This window comes from Amycolatopsis sp. NPDC003676 (assembly GCF_053587275.1).
On the sequence record NZ_JBSFNS010000001.1, the window covers coordinates 62320 to 79039 of the forward strand.

A 16720-nucleotide genomic window follows, 5' to 3' on the forward strand; every position below is an offset into this window, starting at 1 on the left:
GTGCTGGAGATCAGCGAACTGGCGGTCTCATACCGCACCTCGGGCGGCGTGGTGCCCGCCGTGCGGGACGTGAGCCTGCGGGTCGGAGCGGGCGAGATCGTCGCGGTGGTCGGCGAATCCGGCTCCGGGAAGAGCACTACCGCCCACGCCGCGATCGGGCTGCTGCCGCGCGGCGGGCTGGTCCGCCGCGGCCGGATCGCCTTCGACGGACGCGACCTGACCGCACTGTCCGAAAGGGACTGGCGAAAGGTGCGCGGCACCGGGATCGCCCTCGTGCCGCAGGATCCGACAGTGTCGCTCAACCCGGTCCGGCGGATCGGCGAGCAGGTGGCCGAGGTGCTGCTGATCCACCGCCTGGCCGCTCGCACTGATGCCGCCGCCCGCGCGGTGGAACTGCTGCGACGGGCGGGCGTCGACCGGGCGGAACTGCGCGCGCGGCAGTATCCGCACGAGCTGTCCGGCGGCCTCCGGCAACGAGTGCTGATCGCCATCGCGCTCGCGGGCCAGCCCCGGCTGATCATCGCCGACGAGCCGACCAGTGCGCTCGATGTGACCGTACAGAAGGAAATCCTCGACCATCTGGCGGAACTGGCCGCCGACGACGGCACCGCGATCCTGCTCATCACGCACGACCTCGGCGTGGCCGCCGACCGGGCCGCGCGGATCGCCGTCATGTCCGAAGGACGGCTGGTCGAGGAAGGACCGACCCGCGAACTCCTCGCCGCCCCGACGCAGGACTACACGCAACGGCTCCTCGCCGCCGCGCCAAGTCTCAGCCGCGAACCGCTCCGGCCGCGCCGCGCGGAAGGTCCGGAGGTCTTGCTGTCGGTCGACTCGGTCTCGAAGACCTTCGCGTCGTCCCGGGCCGGTTCGGTGCAAGCCGTGGCCGACGTGTCGTTCCAGCTCACCCGTGGCCGAACCCTGGCCCTGGTCGGCGAATCCGGCTCCGGCAAGACGACCACCGCACGCATGGCGGTCGGCCTGGAGACCCCGACCGCGGGCACGGTCAGCTTCGACGGCCAGGACGTCACCCGGCTGTCCCCCGCCGAACTGCGCAGGCTCCGCCGCCGGTTCCAACTCGTCTATCAGAACCCGTACGCCTCGCTGAACCCGCGCTTTTCGATCGCCGACGTGATCGGCGAACCGCTGCGCGCGTTCCGCGTCGGCGGCCGGGCCGAACGGGTCGCCGAACTCGCCGATCAGGTCGCGCTGCCGTCGTCAGTGCTGCGCCGCAAGCCTGCCGAACTGTCCGGCGGCCAACGCCAACGCGCGGCGATCGCTCGGGCGCTGGCGCTCCGCCCGGATCTCGTCGTGTTGGACGAACCAGTGTCCGCTTTGGACGTTTCGGTGCAGGCGCAGATCCTGAACCTGCTCGTGGAACTGCAGGACGAACTCGGCCTGACCTACCTGTTCATCACCCACGACCTGGCCGTGGTGCGGGAAATCGCCGACCAGGTCGGGGTGATGCGCCAGGGCAAGCTGCTCGAACTCGGCCCGGCCGACGACGTCCTGCTGCGGCCGCGCGAGCAGTACACCCGCGACCTGCTGGCCGCGATCCCCGGCGGCGAGCAGGTGCGCGCGTGACGCTAGTTGGCGAGCACCAGCCGTCCGGCGGCCTCGCCCGCGTCCATCCGCCGGTGCGCCTCACGTGCTTCCGCCATCGGCAGGACGGTGACCGGGAGCCGGATCCGGCCGTCGGTGTACAGCGGGAGCACGGCGTCCGCGGCGGGACGAGCGGGCGCGGGGTCGGCGGCCAGGAAGCCGCCCACGTTGAAGCCGATCACGCCGATGTTCTTGCCCCACACGGCGTTCGAGTCCACCAGCGGCGCGGTCTCGCTGCCCGCGCTGCCGACTACCAGCATCCGGCCCATCGGCGCGAGCAGGTCCAGCGATTCGATGCGCAAGTCGCCGCCCACCGGGTCGACGATGATCTCGAACCGCTCCTCGCGCAGTTCGCCAAGTTCGCCGGACAGCACGACGCGGTCGAAGCCGAGTTGCTTCGCCGCCTCGACCTGCTCGGGCCGCCGGACCGTGCCGACAACCTCGCGCGCGCCGAGCAGCCGCGCCACCTCGGGATACACCGAGGCAAGACCGCCGAGCGCACCGTGCACGAGCACGCGCGCGTCCTTCGGCAGCCGCACGGCCTCGGTGAGCGAAAGGTAGGCCGTCACGGTGTTCGCCAGGCCGGCGACCGCCTGCGCACGCTCCACTCCGGTGCCGGCCAGCGGCACGACGAGAGCGGCGGGCGCGAGCTTGACGTCGGCGTATCCGCCCATTCCGGGCAGCGTGAGCGTGACGACCTCGTCCCCGACCGAGAAGCCGCTGCCCGGTCCGGCCGCGCGGATCGTGCCCGCGACCTCGAGCCCGGGCACGAGCGGCGGCTTCGGCGCGTAGTCGTACTCGGCGAGCGTGCCGCGGCGGATCAGCGCGTCGATCAGCCCGACGGACGCGTGCGAGACCGTGATGGTCACTTCGCCCGGCCCCGGAACGGGCTCGGGCACCTCGATCTCTTCGAGGACCTCGGGACCGCCGTAGCGAGTGATGGACAAAGCGCGCATCTTGCGTACTCCCCAGTGTTCTGCGTAGGTATCAGCGAGCCGGAACAACCTGGGCCGGTCCGCGGTTATTCCGGCTTAGTTCACCCGAGGAGGGACGCGCCGTGCCGACCGAAACGCAACCGCTGCGCAAACTGGGTTTCCTGACGATCGGCCTGTTCGACGGCGACGACCCTGGCCCGGGCCACGAATCCACGCTGCGGGTGCTCGAACTCGGCGAGCAGCTCGGGTTCGACAGCGCCTGGGTGCGCCACCGGCACCTGCAGTACGGCATCTCGTCGCCGGTCGCGGTGCTCGCCGCGGCCACCCAGCGCACCAGCCGGATCGAGCTGGGCACCGCGGTGATCCCGCTCGGCTGGGAAAACCCGCTGCGCCTCGCCGAAGACCTCGCGACCGTCGATGTCTTGTCCGGCGGACGGCTCAACCCGGGCGTCAGTGTCAGCCCGCCGATGCACTACGACGACGTGCGGGCCGCGCTGTATCCGGACACCGGCGACCAGGAAGACTTCGGCTACGACCGCGTGTCGCGGCTGTTGTCGCTGGTCCGCGGCGAGCGCGCCTCGACGTTCAGCGGGGTCGAAGGCATCGAGACGTTCTCCGACCGCGTGCAGCCGCATTCGCCCGGCCTGGCCAGCCGCCTCTGGTACGGCGGCGCGAGCACCCGGTCGGCGGTGTGGACCGGGCAAGCCGGGATGAACTACCTGACCAGCAGCGTCGTCCGCGCAGAAGAAGGCTCGACGGACTTCGAGAAGATCCAGCTGTCGCACGTGCGGGCGTTCCGCTCGCACCATCCGGACGGGGCGCGGGCGCGGGTTTCGCAAGGCCTTGTGGTGATTCCGACCGACAGCGCCACGGCTGAGCAGCGCGCGAAGTACGAGGATTATGCGGCAAAACGCCTGCCACGCACGAAAACCCCGCAGGGCCCCGGCGGTTTGCTGTTCTCGCGCGACTACGTCGGCACGTCCGCTGAAATCGCCTCGCAGCTCTACCAGCACGCCGCCTTCCGCGAGGTCGACGAGGTCGCCTTCGCGCTCCCGTTCACCTTCGAGCACGAAGACTACGTGCAGATTCTCACCGACTTGGCCACCCGGCTGGGCCCGGAGCTGGGCTGGAAACCGGCGTCCTGACGGTGATGAGTGCTAGCGTGGCAGGGTGCCGGATTTTTCGTCCACAGTGGACATTGCCCGTCCTGCCGGGGACCAGCGCGACGCACTGCAGTGGGCGCGCGCGGTCTGGGAGGACGCTCCGCCGCCGATGCGGGCTTTCCTGCGCACCGGATGGCTCGGCCTGGGCCTGACCACCCGCCTGGCTCCCGAGCGGGTGCTGGGCTGGACGGTCGCTTCGGCCGAGCCGGACCGGGTCGTGCTCGAAGCGCCGTCGCCGCTGATGACGACGCGCAACATCGTGCACCTCGACGCGGACCGCGTGTACTGGACCACCGAAGTCACCTACGACCGGTTCCCGGCCCGCCAGCTGTGGGCCCTCGCCGTGCCGATCCACGAACTCGTCATCCCGGCGCGGTTGCGGCACGCCGCCGGCCGGGTGCGGCCCGGCGACCTGCAGCACCAGCTCGTCACGACGTTCCAGCGACGGCTCGGCAACCCGGTGCTGTCGCGGCTCCCCGGCCAGACCCTGCTCGAAACCACCGGCCGCACCTCGGGCCTCCCCCGCCAAACCCCGATCGGCGGCCGCCGGGTCGGCCAGGAATTCTGGCTGGTATCCGAATTCGGCGAGCGGTCGCAGTACGTGCGCAACATCCAGGCCGATCCGAACGTCCGCCTGCGCCTGCACGGCCGCTGGCTGCGCGGGGTCGCGCACCTGCTTCCCGACGACGACGCCCGCGCGCGGCTGAAGTCGTTGCCGCGCTTGAACAGCACGGCGGTGCAGGCGTTCGGCACCGACCTGCTGACGATCCGGATCGACCTCGGTTAGTTCAGGTCCGCCGCAGATACGGCAATACTCGGCTCCAGAATTCCGGCCGCGCGCCGTCCTCGGGCAGCAGCTCGGGCACTGGCAGCGACGTGGAGACCAGTCGCGGCAGGCCCGTCATCCGGGGGCGCGTGGCTTTCGTACCTGGGACGTGGCCGCCGCGGCTCGCACCCGATCGAGGTCTTCGCCGCCCAACCAGACAGGTCCGCCGGCAGCCAGCGCGTCGACCTGGACTAGCTCAGGTCCGCCGCAGATACGGCAACGCTCGGCTCCACAGTTCCGGCCGCGCGCCGTCCTCGGGCAGCGGCTCGGGCACCGGCAGCGACGGCGACGTGGAGATCAGGTCGCGGTAGGCCCGGTCATACCCGGGCGCGGGCTGCGCGCGCGGCTTTCGCACCCGGGACGTAGCCGCCGCAGCTCGCACCCGATCGAGGTCTTCGCCGCCCAGCCAGCCGGGGCCGTCGGCGGCGAGCACGAGGTCGTCGAGAGCGCTCTTGGGGTCGCCGAGGTGGTCGGCGATCAGGAGCCCGCGCACAAAGTGGAGAACAGCCCGGTCGCCAGTGCGCTCGACCCACAGCTGCAATGCCAGGTCGCAGCAGTGGACGGCCGTCTTCGGCTGCCGGTGGAGAAGCGCTGAGCAGACGTCCATCAACCACGCCTCCGGCAGGTAGGCGCCGCCGTCGTTGCGCCAGCTCATCGCCGTTGTGTAGAGCTGGTGCCAATCGCCGTCCCCGAGCAACGCGGCGCACTGCTCACGCCACCAAGACGACGGGTGCTGCGCGAGTGAAGAGACCATGGGGTCAGTCTTCCAACACGGCCTCGATGGTGCGCCGCGCATTCGCCGCCAGCACCGGATTCGTCTCCCGGTAGTACGGCAGCTGGATCAGCGCGATCGACAACGCCCAGCCCCGGCCGCGCTCCCACGTCGCGTCATCCACGTCCACCGCCTCGCGGAAGACCTCCCGCTCGGCCGCCGCGAACGTGTTCCACGCCGGGATCACGTCCACCGCCGGATCGCCGATCCCGACTCCCGCGAAATCCAGCACCGCAGTTAGCCCGCCGTCGTCGACCAGCACATTCCCCGGCGACAGATCCGCGTGCAGCCACACCGGATCCCCGGCCCACTCGGGTGCCGCGAGCGCCTTCTCCCACGCTGCGACATACGCCGGGTCACCACCGAGCTGTGCGATCGCGTCCCGGGTCGGCGCGTCGCGCGTGTGCAGCGGACGACCCCGGCTGACCTCCGGTGCGCCCGCAGTATCCAAGCCGCGCAACGCTTTCACGAACGCACCCAAATCCCGTGCAACCTGCGCGTCGCCGAAATCCGGGTTGACGCCCGGCAGCCAGCGCAGCACCGACCAGTCCCAGTCGAAGCCCTCGCCAGGCCGTCCTTCGCCGAGCACTTCCGGCACGGCGACCGGCAGCCGCGGCGCGAGCCACCGCAGCCAGCGCTGTTCGTGGCCGATCTCGGCGGCCCCGCGAACCAGGCGCGGCAGCCGGACCACCAGCTCGCCGCCGAGCCGGAACATCGCGTTTTCCGTCCCCGACGAGGCGACCCGCGAGACCGCCAGCCCGGCCCACTGCGGAAACTGGGCCGCGACGAGGCGACGAACGAGCTCGTCGTCGATTTCCGCTTCGTCCGCGTGCATCCGATTCATGAGCATCGAGCAAACCGGGTCAGCGCGACAGCGGGCAACCGGTTTATTCCCGTTCCCGCCGACTGTCCCAGACCCTGGTTACCGTCGCCGTCGTCCCGGATCCCGAGCCACACTGCTGGCATCCACGGGGAAAGGACGCAGCATGACAGGGCTCACCGGACCACGGCTCGCCGTCGCGCTGGAAGGCGCCGGCTGGCATCCGGCCGCATGGCGCGAACCGGACGCCCGCCCGGCCGACCTGCTCACCGCCGGATACTGGGCTGAGCTGGTCCGGGAAGCCGAAGCCGCGCACCTGGACTTCGTCACCTTCGAGGACTTCCTCTCCCTGCGCGACCCCGCCGAACCGGCCGCCCGCGCCGACCGTGCGCAAGCCCGGCTCGACGCGGTGTTGCTCGCCTCGCGGATCGCGCCGCTGACGTCGAACATCGGCCTGATCCCGACCGCCGTGGTCACCCACACGGAGCCGTTCCACCTGTCGAAGGCGATCGCGACGCTCGACTACGTCAGCACCGGCCGCGCCGGGGTCCGCGTGCAGGTTTCCGGAAGTCCGGCGGAATTCCAGCACTTCGGCCGCCGCACGCCGCCCGAGGTCGCGGACTTGTTCGAGGAAGCCGCTGATTACGTCGAGGTGCTGCGCCGGCTGTGGGACAGCTGGGAGGACGACGCCGAGATCCGCGACGTCGCCACCGGCCGGTTCATCGACCGCGACAAACTGCACTACATCGACTTCGAGGGCCGCTGGTTCTCCGTCAAAGGCCCGTCCATCACGCCGCGTCCGCCGCAGGGCCAGCCGATCGTCGCCGCACTCGCGCACGGTCCCGACGCCTACCGCCTCGCCGCCCGCCAAGCCGACGTCGTATACGTGACCCCGAACGACCGCGCGCACGCCGCGTCGATCATCGACGAAATCGGTGCGCCCGTTCAGGTTTTCGCCGACCTGGCGGTCTTCCTCGACGAAACCGAGCAAGCCGCCGCCGACCGCAAGGCCCGGCTGGACGACCGCGCCGAGTTCATCTCCGACGCGCATGTCTTCACCGGCACCCCGGCTCAGCTGGCCGACCTCCTGCTCGACTGGCACGCCGCCGGTCTGACCGGCTTCCGGCTCCGCCCCGGCGCCCTGCCGCACGACCTCACCGCCATCACCCGCGCGCTGGTCCCCGAGCTGCGCGACCGGGGCGCGTTCCGCTCCGGTTATGAGGCCTCGACCCTGCGCGAGCTGCTCGGCCTGCCGCGCCCGGCCAACCGCTACGCCGCCTGATTCCCGGGAGATTTTCCATGACTGCCAAGCAAATCCACCTCGCCGCGCACTTCCCCGGGGTCAACAACACGACCGTGTGGAGCGATCCCGAAGCGGGCAGCCACATCGAGTTCAGCTCGTTCGTCAAGCTGGCCCAGACCGCCGAACGCGCGAAGTTCGACTTCTTCTTCCTCGCCGAAGGCCTGCGGCTGCGGGAACAGGGCGGCGAAATCTACGACCTGGACGTCGTCGGCCGCCCCGACACCTTCACTGTGCTTTCCGCGCTGGCGGCCGTCACCGATCGCCTCGGCCTGGCCGGAACCATCAACTCCACCTTCAACGAACCGTTCGAGGTAGCCCGGCAATTCGCCTCCCTGGACCACCTTTCCGCCGGCCGCGCCGCGTGGAACGTCGTCACGTCCTGGGACGCCTTCACCGGCGAAAACTTCCGCCGCGGCGGTTTCCTCCCGCAAGACCAGCGCTACTCGCGGGCCGAAACCTTCCTGCGCACAGCGTGGGAACTCTTCGACTCCTGGCGCGGCGACGAACTCCTCGCGGACAAGGAATCCGGCCGCTTCCTGGCCGACGGCGGCGACTTCGCCCACCACGACGAGCACTTCGACATCTCCGGCCGCTTCCCGGTCCCGCGCAGCCCGCAAGGCCGCCCGGTCACCATCCAAGCCGGGGACTCCGAAGAAGGCCGAGAATTCGCCGCCGCGACCGCCGACGCCATCTTCACCCGCCACGGCACTCTCGAAGCAGGCCAAGCGTTTTACCAGGACGTCAAGGGCCGCCTGGCGAAATACGGCCGCGCCCCGCACGAGCTGGTCATCCTGCCCGCCGCCACCTTCGTCCTCGGCGACACCGACGCCGAAGCGCACGAACTCGCCCACGAGGTCCGGTTGCAGCAGGTCAGCGAGCAGACCGCGATCAAGTTCCTCGAACAGCTCTGGAACACCGACCTCAGCGACCACGACCCGAACGGCCCGCTCCCGTCCTTCGACCCGACGGTCGGCGACCTGATCTCGAAGGGCCGCGCGAGCGTCCGCATGCACCGCGACCCGGTCGCGACCGCAAACGAGTGGCGGCAACTGGCGGAGGCGAAGCACCTGTCGAGCCGGGAACTGATCATCGAGGTCACCGGACGACAGAACTTCATCGGCTCCGCTGAGACTGTCGCGTCCACCATGAACGAACTCGTGCAGGCGGACGCGTCAGACGGGTTCATCCTGGTCCCGCACGTGACGCCGGGCGGGCTGGACCGGTTCGCCGACGAGGTGGTGCCGAGGCTGCAGGAGCGCGGGGTGTTCCGGGAGGACTACAGCGGACCCACGTTGCGGGACCACCTCGGTCTGGCTTAGCCCAGGAACCGCTTCGCGTTCCCTCGCAGCAACAACTCCCGCGAAGCCTCGTCCAGAAACTCCGCCCGCCGCACCACCCCGCCAGCCGGGCGCTCCCCCAGCGGATACGGATAATCGCTCCCCACCATCACCTGCCCCGCCCCCAGCGTATCCACCAGATTCCGGAGCGCCGCCTCGGTAAACACGACCGAATCGACACTGAACCGCCCCACATACTCCGACGGCGGCTTCTCCGACGTGGCGATGATGTCCGCCCGCTGATGCCAAGCGTTCTCCAACCGCCCCAACCAGAACGCGAACGACCCGCCACCATGGGCGAAACAGATCCGCAAGCTCGGCGGCACCCGGTCGAACACCCCGCCGAGGATCATCGCGATGATCGACAGATGCGTCTCCGCGGGCATCCCGGTCAGCCACCGCGCCATCCAGCGGTCGAGGCGCGGCGCGAGCGGCATGTCCCACGGGTGCACGAAAACCGGCACGCCGAGCGACGCCGCGTGCTGTAGGAACGTCACGACACCGGCATCGTCGAGGTCGCGGTCACCGACGTGGTTGCCGATTTCCACGCCCCGGTGCCCGGCTGTCACCGCGCGGTCCAGCTCGCGGCACGCGGCGTCGGTGTCCTGCAACGGAACCTGGCAGAACGGGATCAGCCGGTCCGGCGCGGGCGCGCAGATCTCCAGCGCGAGGTCGTTGAAGACCCGCGCGATCTTCTCGCCCTGCCCGGGACTCGTGTCGTAGCCGAAGAACACCGGCGTCGGCGAAACGACCTGCGCCTCGACCCCGTCGGCGTCCATGTCGCGCAAGCGGACGGACGCGTCCCAGCAGTCGGACCGGATCCGGCGGAACTCCTCCGACCCGACCATGATCATGGCCTCGCGCTCGGTTTCCGCGCGCAGCCACGGCATTCCCTCGCCGAGATCAGGCCAGCCATGCGGGACGAAATGGCTGTGGACGTCGATCGCGCGCACGCTCAGCCCTTCCCCGGGTGCAGCGTCCCGCACGCCCCGCAGGTCCGGGCTTTCTCGGACGAGTAGAACTGCTCGAACACCGGCGGCAGATCGTCGACGATGTCCCGCACCTGCAACTCGACCTCGTGCACCTTCGCGTCGCACTCCAGGCAGAACCACACGAACTTCTCGAGCGTCCCCTCCTCGCGGATCCGCTCGATCACGATCCCGATCGACCCCTCCTGCGGACGCTGCGGCGAATGGTGCACGTTGCGCGGCAGCATCCACATCTCGCCCTCGCGGATGTCGACGCGCCGCGGGCCGTCGTCGGTCATGAGGTTGACGTGCATGTCGCCCTTGTACTGGTAGAACCATTCCTCGTACGGGTCGAGGTGGAAGTCGGTCCGCTGGTTCGGCCCGCCGACGACCTGCACGATGAAATCGCCCATCGGGGCCCACATCTGCTTGTTGTTGACCGGCGGCTTCAGCTCGTCCTCGTGCTCCTTGATCCACGCGGCGAAATCGAACACGGGCGGGATGGCGGTCATCGTTCCTCCTTGCCGGGGATCCGGGCGATCGCCTGGATCTCGATGAGCAGATGCGGATGCGGCAGCTGGTGCACCGCGACAGTCGTGCGGGCCGGGCCGGTCTCGTCGAAGAACTCGCCGTAGACCTCGTTGTACCCGCCGAAATCGTTCATGTTGACCAGGAACACGGTCACCTGCGCGAGGTCTTCGAGTCCCGCGCCGGCCGCGGCCAGGATGTCGCGGATGTTCTCGATCACCGCGCGCGTCTGCGCCCGGATGTCCAAAGTGGTCACGCCGAACTCGTCGGCCTCCGCGCCGGCGAAGGTGTTGTCCGGGCGCCTGCTGCTGGTGCCGGAGACGAACACGAGGTCCCCGACCACCTTGACGTGCGGGAACCGCCCGCGCGGCGTCGCCTTCCCGGCGACGACATGGGCTTGCGCCACGCTCATCCCTCCTTTGTCCGCACGGAAACCGAGCCGAGCCCGGCGACCCGCGCCTCGACATGCGTTCCCGCTTTCAGCGCCACGGCGGCGGTCGCCGCACCGGCGAGGAGCACCGACCCGCTGAGCAGACGGTGCCCGTACGCGGCGGCCATCCGCTGTGCGGCGGGAAGCGCGCGCAGCGGGTCGCCGAGGATGTCGGCGGTCGATCCGGTGGCGACGACCTCGCCGTCGAAGAGCAGTTCAACGGCCAGCGCGGCCACCTGGTCGATCTTCGTCCACGGCCCGAGCACGAAAGCCGACGCCGAGGTGTTGTCGGCGACGACGTCCGCCAGGCTGAACCGGAAGTCCCGGTACCGGCTGTCGATGATCTCCAGCGCGGGCGCGACGGCGACCAGCTCGCCGTCCGGACCAAGCCGGAAGGCGACCTCGGGTTCGACCCGCGGATGCACGCCGCGGCTGGCGTCGAACGTTCCGCCGTCCTCGATCCGCATGCGGTCGGTCAGCGAGCCGATGATGACGTCGGAAACGCCCATCTGCTCGGCCTTCGCCTTGCTAGTGAAGCCCAGCTTGACGCCCGCCAGCGTCTCCCCGCGCCCTTCACGCAGCGCGATTCCTTTGTGCTGCACGGCATACGCCGTCTCCAAGCTCATCGGCTCGCTGCTGGTGAGCTGTGGAATCGCCTGCCCGGTGGCGGTCGCCTGGTCAAGCAGCGCTGCCCGTTCCTCGATGGTCATAGCTGCACGCACACATTCGTCGGCTGGGTGTAGAAGTGCATCGAGTGCAGGCCGCCCTCCCGGCCGATGCCGGAGAGCCCGACACCGCCGAACGGCGAGCGCAGGTCCCGCAGGTACCAGGTGTTGACCCAGGCCATCCCGACCCGCATCTGCTGCGCGACGCGATGGCCTCGCTCCAGGTCGGCGGTCCAGACGGCGGCGGCGAGCCCGTAGTCGGTGTCGTTCGCCAGCCGGACGGCCTCGTCCTCGGTGTCGAACGGGATCAGCGCCGCGACCGGTCCGAAGACCTCCTCGCGCACGACCCGCGCGGAGTTGTCCAGCCCGGTCCACAGTGTCGGTTCGATCCACGACCCGCCCGCGAGGTCCGGCCCGAGTTCCGGCACCGAACCGCCGGTCAGCACCGTCGCCCCCTCGGCCACCGCGAGGTCCAAATAGGACTGGACCTTCTTTCGGTGCTGCTGGGAGATCAACGGCCCGGTCGTGGTGTCCGGAGCGTCCGGTCGGCCCAGCCGCAACGCCTTTGCCCGTTCGGCGAGCCCGCTCGCGACCGCGTCGAAGACGGAGCGCTCGACGTAGACCCGCTCCGTGCACAGGCACACCTGCCCGGTGTTCAGGAAAACCGACCGGGCGAGGCCGTCGAGAGTCTTCTCGAGGTCGCAGTCCGCGAACACCACCGCCGCGTTCTTTCCGCCCAGCTCAAAGGAAACCGGCCTGACCGACGGAGCGACCGCGCGCATAATCGCCGAGCCGGTCCGGGATTCGCCGGTGAAAGTCACGCCGTCGATGCCGCGGTGCGTGGTGAGGTACTCCCCGGCGGAGTCCGGCCCGAAGCCGTGAACGACGTTATACACCCCGGCCGGCGCACCCGCCTCCGCGATCACCTCGGCGAGCAGGGTCGCGGTCGACGGCGTCTCCTCCGACGGCTTGACCACCACCGCGTTCCCGCACGCCAGCGCGGGCGCGACCTTCCAGGTCAGCAGCAACAGCGGCAGGTTCCACGGCACGATCACCGCGACCACGCCCAGCGGCTTCGGCACCGCGTAGTTCAGCGCCTTGCGGCCGTTCGGCAACTCGGTGAGAAAGGAATCGAGACCGGCCGCCGCGACTGTGTCGGCGAAAGACCGGAAGTTCGTCGCCGCCCGCGCGACGTCCAGCTCACGAGCCAGGTGCTCCGGCTTTCCGGTGTCGCGGACCTCGGCGGCGACGAAATCCTCGAACCGCTCCTCGATCCGGTCCGCGATCCGGCGCAGCAAGGCAGTGCGCTCAGCCACCGATGCGCGACCCCACGGCCCGTCCAGCGCGGCGCGCGCAGCAGCGACCGCGGCGTCGACCACGTCCGGCCCGGCCTCGTGGACGTGCGCGACGAGCGACCCGTCGACCGGGTCGAGCTTCTCGAAGGTGCGCCGCCCGGCTACCCGGGTCCCGCCGACGACGTTGTGGAGTTCCGCAGCCATGGAACTGACCGTAGGGACGCCAGGAATGCCTGGCCAATGCTCTTTGCCGCCGCTGCCATAGCCGTCCGGACATGCCTTTGCCATGCCTGTCGCGGCATAGCTTTCGCCGGAATGGGCATTGGCCAGGCATGACGACGGCGGCAAAGGATGGGTCCCGTGAGCCACGTCGACCAGGACTACAGCGCGCAGGCCACGGTGACCGAGACCGAGTTCGACGCGGTCATGGCCCGCTATCGCTCCGCCTCGGAATCCGCCACCGCCGGTCTGGACGGCCAAGCCGGCCTGGCTTTCGATCCCCTCAGCAACGAGCGGCTGGACGTCTGGGGCACCTCGCCAGGACAGATGCGCCCCGTCGTGATCGCCGTCCACGGCGGCTACTGGCGCATGCTCTCGCGCCACGACACCGCGTTCATGGCCAGGACGCTGGCCGACGCCGGAATCGCCACCGTCGTGCCCGACTACACCCTCACTCCGACTGCGACCCTGGAAGAGATCGTGCGACAGGTCCGCGCCGCCGTCGCCTGGGTGCACCACCACGGCGCAGCACACGGCCTCGACCCGGACCGCATCCATGTCGTCGGCAGCTCCGCCGGAGGCCATCTGACCGCCATGACCGCCGTCGCCGGATGGCAGGTCGCGGCCGGAGTACCCGAGGACGTCGTCAAAGGCGCGATGACGATCAGCGGCCTCTTCGACCTCCGCCCGCTGGTCGACTCGTTCGCCAACGCATGGCTGACCCTCGACGCCACGCGCGCGGAAGCGCTCAGCCCGATCTTGCTGCCCCCGGGCACCGCACCCCTGCACGTGGCGGTCGCCGAACACGAAGCCGCCGGATTCCACCGCCAGAGCAAGGCATTCCATGCGCATTGGCCCGTCGCGCGTTCGCACACCGTCGTGCCCGACCGGAACCATTTCGACGTCTTCCTCGACCTGGCCGATCCCACCTCGACACTCAGCCGCGCCCTCATCGAACTCGTCCGCCCATGACGCCGGAGCCCGCCCCGGCCAGTACTGTCGCCGGAATGGAGATGCCCCGCCTGCTCGACGGCCGCCTCAAGCTCAGGCACCTCGTGCTGGTGGACACCCTCACCGAGCAGGGCAGCGTCGTCGGCGCGGCCGCCGCGCTGCACGTCACGCAGCCGGTCGTCACGCGCGGCCTGCACGACCTCGAAGCCATTCTCGGCGTGCCGCTCTACGAACGCGGCCCGCGCGGCATCACGCCCACCGAGTTCGGCACTGCCTTCACCGAACACGCGCGCGCGGTCCTCGCCCAGCTCACGCACGCCGCGCGGCACGTCGTAGAGATCGCCGACGCGACACGCGGCCGGGTCGTCGCAGGCATCCACCTCGCGGGCTCGAACCTGCTGCTGCCGCGCGCCATCGCGCATCTGAAAGAAGACCACCCGCTGGTCACCGTCGTGGTCCGGGAAGGAACGCCCGAATCGCTGCTCGTGGAGCTGACCGCGGGCCGAGTGGACGTGATCGTCGGCCGACTGAGCGGCCCCGGCACCGAAGGCACCCGGCGGCAAGCGCTGTACCAGGAATCGATCCGCGTGGTCGCCGGTGCGCACCATCCGCTCGCCACGCGCGAGAGCGTCTCGTTGGAGGATCTCACCGAATTCCCATGGATCGTGCCCGGCACCGAGACGATGCTGCGCCAGGAGCTGGAAAGCCTCTTCGCCCAGCACGGCCTCGACCTGCCCGCCAACCGCGTCGAGGCGACGTCGTTCTTGACTGTGCGGCAGCTGCTCACCGAAACCGCCATGGTCGCCGCGCTCCCCGGCCTGCTCGGCATGGACGACCCGCGGCTGGTCACCCTGCCGACGCCGCTGGAGAACATCGGCCACAGCGTCGGCCTGACCCTCGCCGCCGGACGCAGGCTGAACCCGGCCACCCAGGCGCTGATCGCGTCGCTGCACACCGTCGCCGCGCAGATCGAAGACGCCTGACGCTTTCTGTCGCTTTCTTGACGACCGACGTCAAACCGTGATACCTCATGGGACCTCCGCGGAGGGAGCTTCCATGGGTTACCGCTTGTCCACCGTCGATCCGGCCCGCACCGCGCTGGTCGTCATCGACATGCAGCACGACTTCCTGGCTCCGGGCGCCCCGCTGGAATCCCCGGCCGGACGCGCCATGATCCCCGTCCTCAACGACACCGTCCGGTTCTGCCGCGACGCGGGCATCGCCGTGTTCTTCACCGCGCACGTCCACCGCCCGGACGGCTCCGACATGGGCCGCTTCGCCGACCTGTACCCGCCGATCGCCGCCGGCGAGGCGCTCATCGAGGGCACACCCGGCGCCGCTTTGTATTCCGAAGTGGACCGCCGCCCCGACGAACCGCTGATCCCCAAGCACCGCTACAGCGCCTTCTACGGCACCGATTTCGAAATGCAGCTCCGCGGCCGCGGCGTGGACACCCTGATCGCGACCGGAGTGACCACTGAGGACTGTGTCCACGCCACCATCCGCGACGCGATGTTCCGCGACTTCCGCACCGGAGTGCTGTCCGACGCCTGCGCCACCTACGACCACCCCGACCTGGGCCACGGCGCGATGTCCGCCGCCGAAGTGCACGCCGCCACACTGGTCGTCCTAGCCCAGTCCACCACGCACGTCCTGACCAGCACCGAACTCAAGACCCTCACCACAAACCCCTGACCCCCCACCCCGCGGAGTCGCGTCGGCGTCCGGAGGGCAACGACACAGCGTCGTGCGAGTGAATCCACTCCACCGTCTCGTCGATCCGCCCCAGCGCGACGTCCCTGGCGTCGGCCGCCGGGCCGTCCGGCAGATGCAGCAGCGCGTTCGCCACCCACGAACTCCGCTGCACCGCACGAGTCCGCGGCCGCCGCAGCTTCTCGTACCGGGCCAGCGCCGTCTCGCGTGAATCCCGGGCCAGGCACTCGGCGAGCGTCACCGCGTCCTCGATCGTCTGGTTCGCGCCCTGCCCGTGGTGCGGCAGCATCGCGTGCGCGGCGTCGCCGAGGAGCACCACTCCGCCACGATGCCAGCGGTTGAGCGGATGCTGGCTGAACAATCCCCACCGCTGATACAACGTCGTCGCGCTGACCATCTCGCGCACCGCCGGATGCCAGCCGTCGAAGGCCGTCTCGATGCGTTCCCGGGGAATGTCCTCGGTCCACGATGCGCCTTCCCACTCGGCCGGTTCGTCCAGCACCGCAAGGAAATTCACCACCGACCCGTCGCCGATCGCGTAATGCAGCAAATGCCCGCCCGGCCCGAGCCAGAACTGCATCGCCCCCGGATCCGGCAACGACGGCAACTGCGACACCGGCACCAGCCCGCGAAACCCGCTCGAACCCGAGTACCGGGCGAGCAGCGCGTCGTCCACCCACGCGCGCACAGCCGAATGCACCCCGTCCGCCCCGACCACCACATCAGCGGTTTCGCTTGTCCCGTCGGCAAACTCGAGCCGATACCCCGGTCCCGCCCCGACCACCGCAGTCACCTGCCGGCCAAGATGGACCTTGCCCCACGCGTCAGCCAGAATCCGCTGCAAATCCGCCCGATGCACCCCGAAATACGGCCCGCCGAACCGTTTCTCGTAGGTGTCCCCGACCGGAAACGCGACCACCCGCCGCCCGTCCCGCCAATGCCGGTAAACCAATTCCGTCGGCACCGCGGAACACGCCGCCAGCTCGTCCCGCAACCCGAGCCGCTGCAGCACCCGGGACCCGTTGGCGGCCAACGCCACCGCGGCCCCGACCTCGCGCAATTCGGCCGACCGCTCGTACACCTCCGCCCCGATCCCGCGCTGCCGCAACGCGAGCGCGAGCGTCAGCCCGCCGATCCCGCCGCCGACGATCCCCACCGAGAGTGCTGTGCCCGCCATCGACCCTCCTCCGCCC

17 protein-coding genes are annotated in these 16720 nt (G+C 70.1%); 8 read left to right on the forward strand and 9 right to left on the reverse strand.

Annotated elements, in window-relative coordinates; genetic code table 11:
* The gene (locus ACWDNU_RS00295; RefSeq protein ID WP_449667064.1) at positions 1-1584 is read left to right on the forward strand and encodes a dipeptide ABC transporter ATP-binding protein; all 1584 of its coding nucleotides are present in this window, start codon (positions 1-3) and stop codon (positions 1582-1584) included.
* A gap of 2 nt (positions 1585-1586) precedes the next feature.
* Here the strand turns inward: ACWDNU_RS00295 and ACWDNU_RS00300 are convergent, their stop codons facing one another.
* On the reverse strand, positions 1587-2558 hold the full coding sequence (locus tag ACWDNU_RS00300; protein ID WP_449667065.1) for a quinone oxidoreductase family protein: 972 nt from the start codon (positions 2556-2558) through the stop codon (positions 1587-1589).
* A 101-nt stretch (positions 2559-2659) separates the two neighbouring features.
* On the opposite strand from ACWDNU_RS00300, the gene ACWDNU_RS00305 reads away from it, so the two are divergent.
* Together ACWDNU_RS00305 and ACWDNU_RS00310 are read left to right on the forward strand one after the other, a co-directional pair.
* Positions 2660-3682, forward strand: coding sequence for an LLM class flavin-dependent oxidoreductase (locus tag ACWDNU_RS00305; protein WP_449667066.1), 1023 nt, complete (start codon positions 2660-2662; stop codon positions 3680-3682).
* A 25-nt stretch (positions 3683-3707) separates the two neighbouring features.
* Positions 3708-4487, forward strand: a complete 780-nt coding sequence (locus ACWDNU_RS00310) for a nitroreductase/quinone reductase family protein (RefSeq protein WP_449667067.1) — start codon at positions 3708-3710, stop codon at positions 4485-4487.
* A 235-nt stretch (positions 4488-4722) separates the two neighbouring features.
* On the opposite strand, the gene ACWDNU_RS00315 is transcribed toward ACWDNU_RS00310, so the two are convergent.
* Together ACWDNU_RS00315 and ACWDNU_RS00320 are read right to left on the reverse strand one after the other, a co-directional pair.
* The gene (locus ACWDNU_RS00315) at positions 4723-5280 is read right to left on the reverse strand and encodes a hypothetical protein (RefSeq protein ID WP_449667068.1); all 558 of its coding nucleotides are present in this window, start codon (positions 5278-5280) and stop codon (positions 4723-4725) included.
* 4 nt (positions 5281-5284) lie between these two features.
* Positions 5285-6142 carry an aminoglycoside phosphotransferase family protein gene (locus tag ACWDNU_RS00320; protein WP_449667069.1) on the reverse strand — a complete coding sequence of 286 codons (858 nt, stop codon included), beginning with the start codon at positions 6140-6142 and terminating at the stop codon, positions 5285-5287.
* 142 nt (positions 6143-6284) lie between these two features.
* On the opposite strand from ACWDNU_RS00320, the gene ACWDNU_RS00325 reads away from it, so the two are divergent.
* Both ACWDNU_RS00325 and ACWDNU_RS00330 read left to right on the forward strand, forming a co-directional pair.
* Positions 6285-7400 carry an LLM class flavin-dependent oxidoreductase gene (locus ACWDNU_RS00325; RefSeq protein ID WP_449667070.1) on the forward strand — a complete coding sequence of 372 codons (1116 nt, stop codon included), beginning with the start codon at positions 6285-6287 and terminating at the stop codon, positions 7398-7400.
* 17 nt (positions 7401-7417) lie between these two features.
* A complete protein-coding gene (locus ACWDNU_RS00330) occupies positions 7418-8740 on the forward strand; it encodes an NtaA/DmoA family FMN-dependent monooxygenase (RefSeq protein ID WP_449667071.1) in 1323 nt (440 codons plus the stop codon).
* Here the strand turns inward: ACWDNU_RS00330 and ACWDNU_RS00335 are convergent.
* Genes ACWDNU_RS00335 through ACWDNU_RS00355 form a run of 5 tightly spaced genes read right to left on the reverse strand, consistent with a single transcriptional unit; the run spans position 8737 to position 12848 of the window.
* On the reverse strand, positions 8737-9711 hold the full coding sequence (locus ACWDNU_RS00335; RefSeq protein WP_449667072.1) for an amidohydrolase family protein: 975 nt from the start codon (positions 9709-9711) through the stop codon (positions 8737-8739). The genes ACWDNU_RS00330 and ACWDNU_RS00335 overlap by 4 nt on opposite strands.
* A 2-nt stretch (positions 9712-9713) precedes the next feature.
* Positions 9714-10238 (reverse strand): 3-hydroxyanthranilate 3,4-dioxygenase, encoded by a 525-nt coding sequence (locus tag ACWDNU_RS00340; protein ID WP_370937325.1) that lies wholly within the window; start codon positions 10236-10238, stop codon positions 9714-9716.
* Positions 10235-10660, reverse strand: a complete 426-nt coding sequence (locus tag ACWDNU_RS00345) for a RidA family protein (RefSeq protein ID WP_370937327.1) — start codon at positions 10658-10660, stop codon at positions 10235-10237. The genes ACWDNU_RS00340 and ACWDNU_RS00345 overlap by 4 nt, the downstream gene beginning before the upstream one ends.
* 2 nt (positions 10661-10662) lie before the next feature.
* Complete coding sequence (locus ACWDNU_RS00350) at positions 10663-11394, reverse strand: 2-keto-4-pentenoate hydratase (protein WP_449667073.1); 732 nt, start codon at positions 11392-11394, stop codon at positions 10663-10665.
* Entirely contained in the window at positions 11391-12848 is a 1458-nt protein-coding gene (locus ACWDNU_RS00355) for a 2-hydroxymuconic semialdehyde dehydrogenase (protein ID WP_449667074.1), read from the reverse strand. Before ACWDNU_RS00355 ends, ACWDNU_RS00350 begins: the two co-directional genes overlap by 4 nt.
* Positions 12849-13004: 156 nt before the next feature.
* Between ACWDNU_RS00355 and ACWDNU_RS00360 the strand changes: the two genes are divergently transcribed.
* The 3 genes from ACWDNU_RS00360 (at position 13005) to ACWDNU_RS00370 (ending at position 15509) form a co-directional block, all read left to right on the forward strand.
* Positions 13005-13835 (forward strand): alpha/beta hydrolase, encoded by an 831-nt coding sequence (locus ACWDNU_RS00360; protein WP_449667075.1) that lies wholly within the window; start codon positions 13005-13007, stop codon positions 13833-13835.
* A 35-nt stretch (positions 13836-13870) separates the two neighbouring features.
* The gene (locus tag ACWDNU_RS00365; RefSeq protein WP_370937332.1) at positions 13871-14797 is read left to right on the forward strand and encodes a LysR substrate-binding domain-containing protein; all 927 of its coding nucleotides are present in this window, start codon (positions 13871-13873) and stop codon (positions 14795-14797) included.
* A gap of 73 nt (positions 14798-14870) precedes the next feature.
* Positions 14871-15509, forward strand: coding sequence for a cysteine hydrolase family protein (locus ACWDNU_RS00370; RefSeq protein ID WP_449667076.1), 639 nt, complete (start codon positions 14871-14873; stop codon positions 15507-15509).
* Here the strand turns inward: ACWDNU_RS00370 and ACWDNU_RS00375 are convergent.
* Positions 15493-16704, reverse strand: coding sequence for an FAD-dependent monooxygenase (locus ACWDNU_RS00375; protein WP_449667077.1), 1212 nt, complete (start codon positions 16702-16704; stop codon positions 15493-15495). The two genes, ACWDNU_RS00370 and ACWDNU_RS00375, sit on opposite strands and share 17 nt — an antisense overlap.
* Positions 16705-16720: the final 16 nt, after the last annotated feature.

Excerpts from the sequence above, each read along its gene's own strand:
- ACWDNU_RS00300 (WP_449667065.1), bottom strand. The coding sequence starts at position 2,558 with ATGCGCGCTTTGTCCATCACTCGCTACGGCGGTCCCGAGGTCCTCGAA.
- ACWDNU_RS00315 (WP_449667068.1), bottom strand. The coding sequence starts at position 5,280 with ATGGTCTCTTCACTCGCGCAGCACCCGTCGTCTTGGTGGCGTGAGCAG.
- ACWDNU_RS00320 (WP_449667069.1), bottom strand. The coding sequence starts at position 6,142 with ATGAATCGGATGCACGCGGACGAAGCGGAAATCGACGACGAGCTCGTT.
- ACWDNU_RS00325 (WP_449667070.1), top strand. The coding sequence starts at position 6,285 with ATGACAGGGCTCACCGGACCACGGCTCGCCGTCGCGCTGGAAGGCGCC.
- ACWDNU_RS00330 (WP_449667071.1), top strand. The coding sequence starts at position 7,418 with ATGACTGCCAAGCAAATCCACCTCGCCGCGCACTTCCCCGGGGTCAAC.
- ACWDNU_RS00340 (WP_370937325.1), bottom strand. The coding sequence starts at position 10,238 with ATGACCGCCATCCCGCCCGTGTTCGATTTCGCCGCGTGGATCAAGGAG.
- ACWDNU_RS00350 (WP_449667073.1), bottom strand. The coding sequence starts at position 11,394 with ATGACCATCGAGGAACGGGCAGCGCTGCTTGACCAGGCGACCGCCACC.
- ACWDNU_RS00355 (WP_449667074.1), bottom strand. The coding sequence starts at position 12,848 with ATGGCTGCGGAACTCCACAACGTCGTCGGCGGGACCCGGGTAGCCGGG.
- ACWDNU_RS00365 (WP_370937332.1), top strand. The coding sequence starts at position 13,871 with ATGGAGATGCCCCGCCTGCTCGACGGCCGCCTCAAGCTCAGGCACCTC.
- ACWDNU_RS00370 (WP_449667076.1), top strand. The coding sequence starts at position 14,871 with ATGGGTTACCGCTTGTCCACCGTCGATCCGGCCCGCACCGCGCTGGTC.
- ACWDNU_RS00375 (WP_449667077.1), bottom strand. The coding sequence starts at position 16,704 with ATGGCGGGCACAGCACTCTCGGTGGGGATCGTCGGCGGCGGGATCGGC.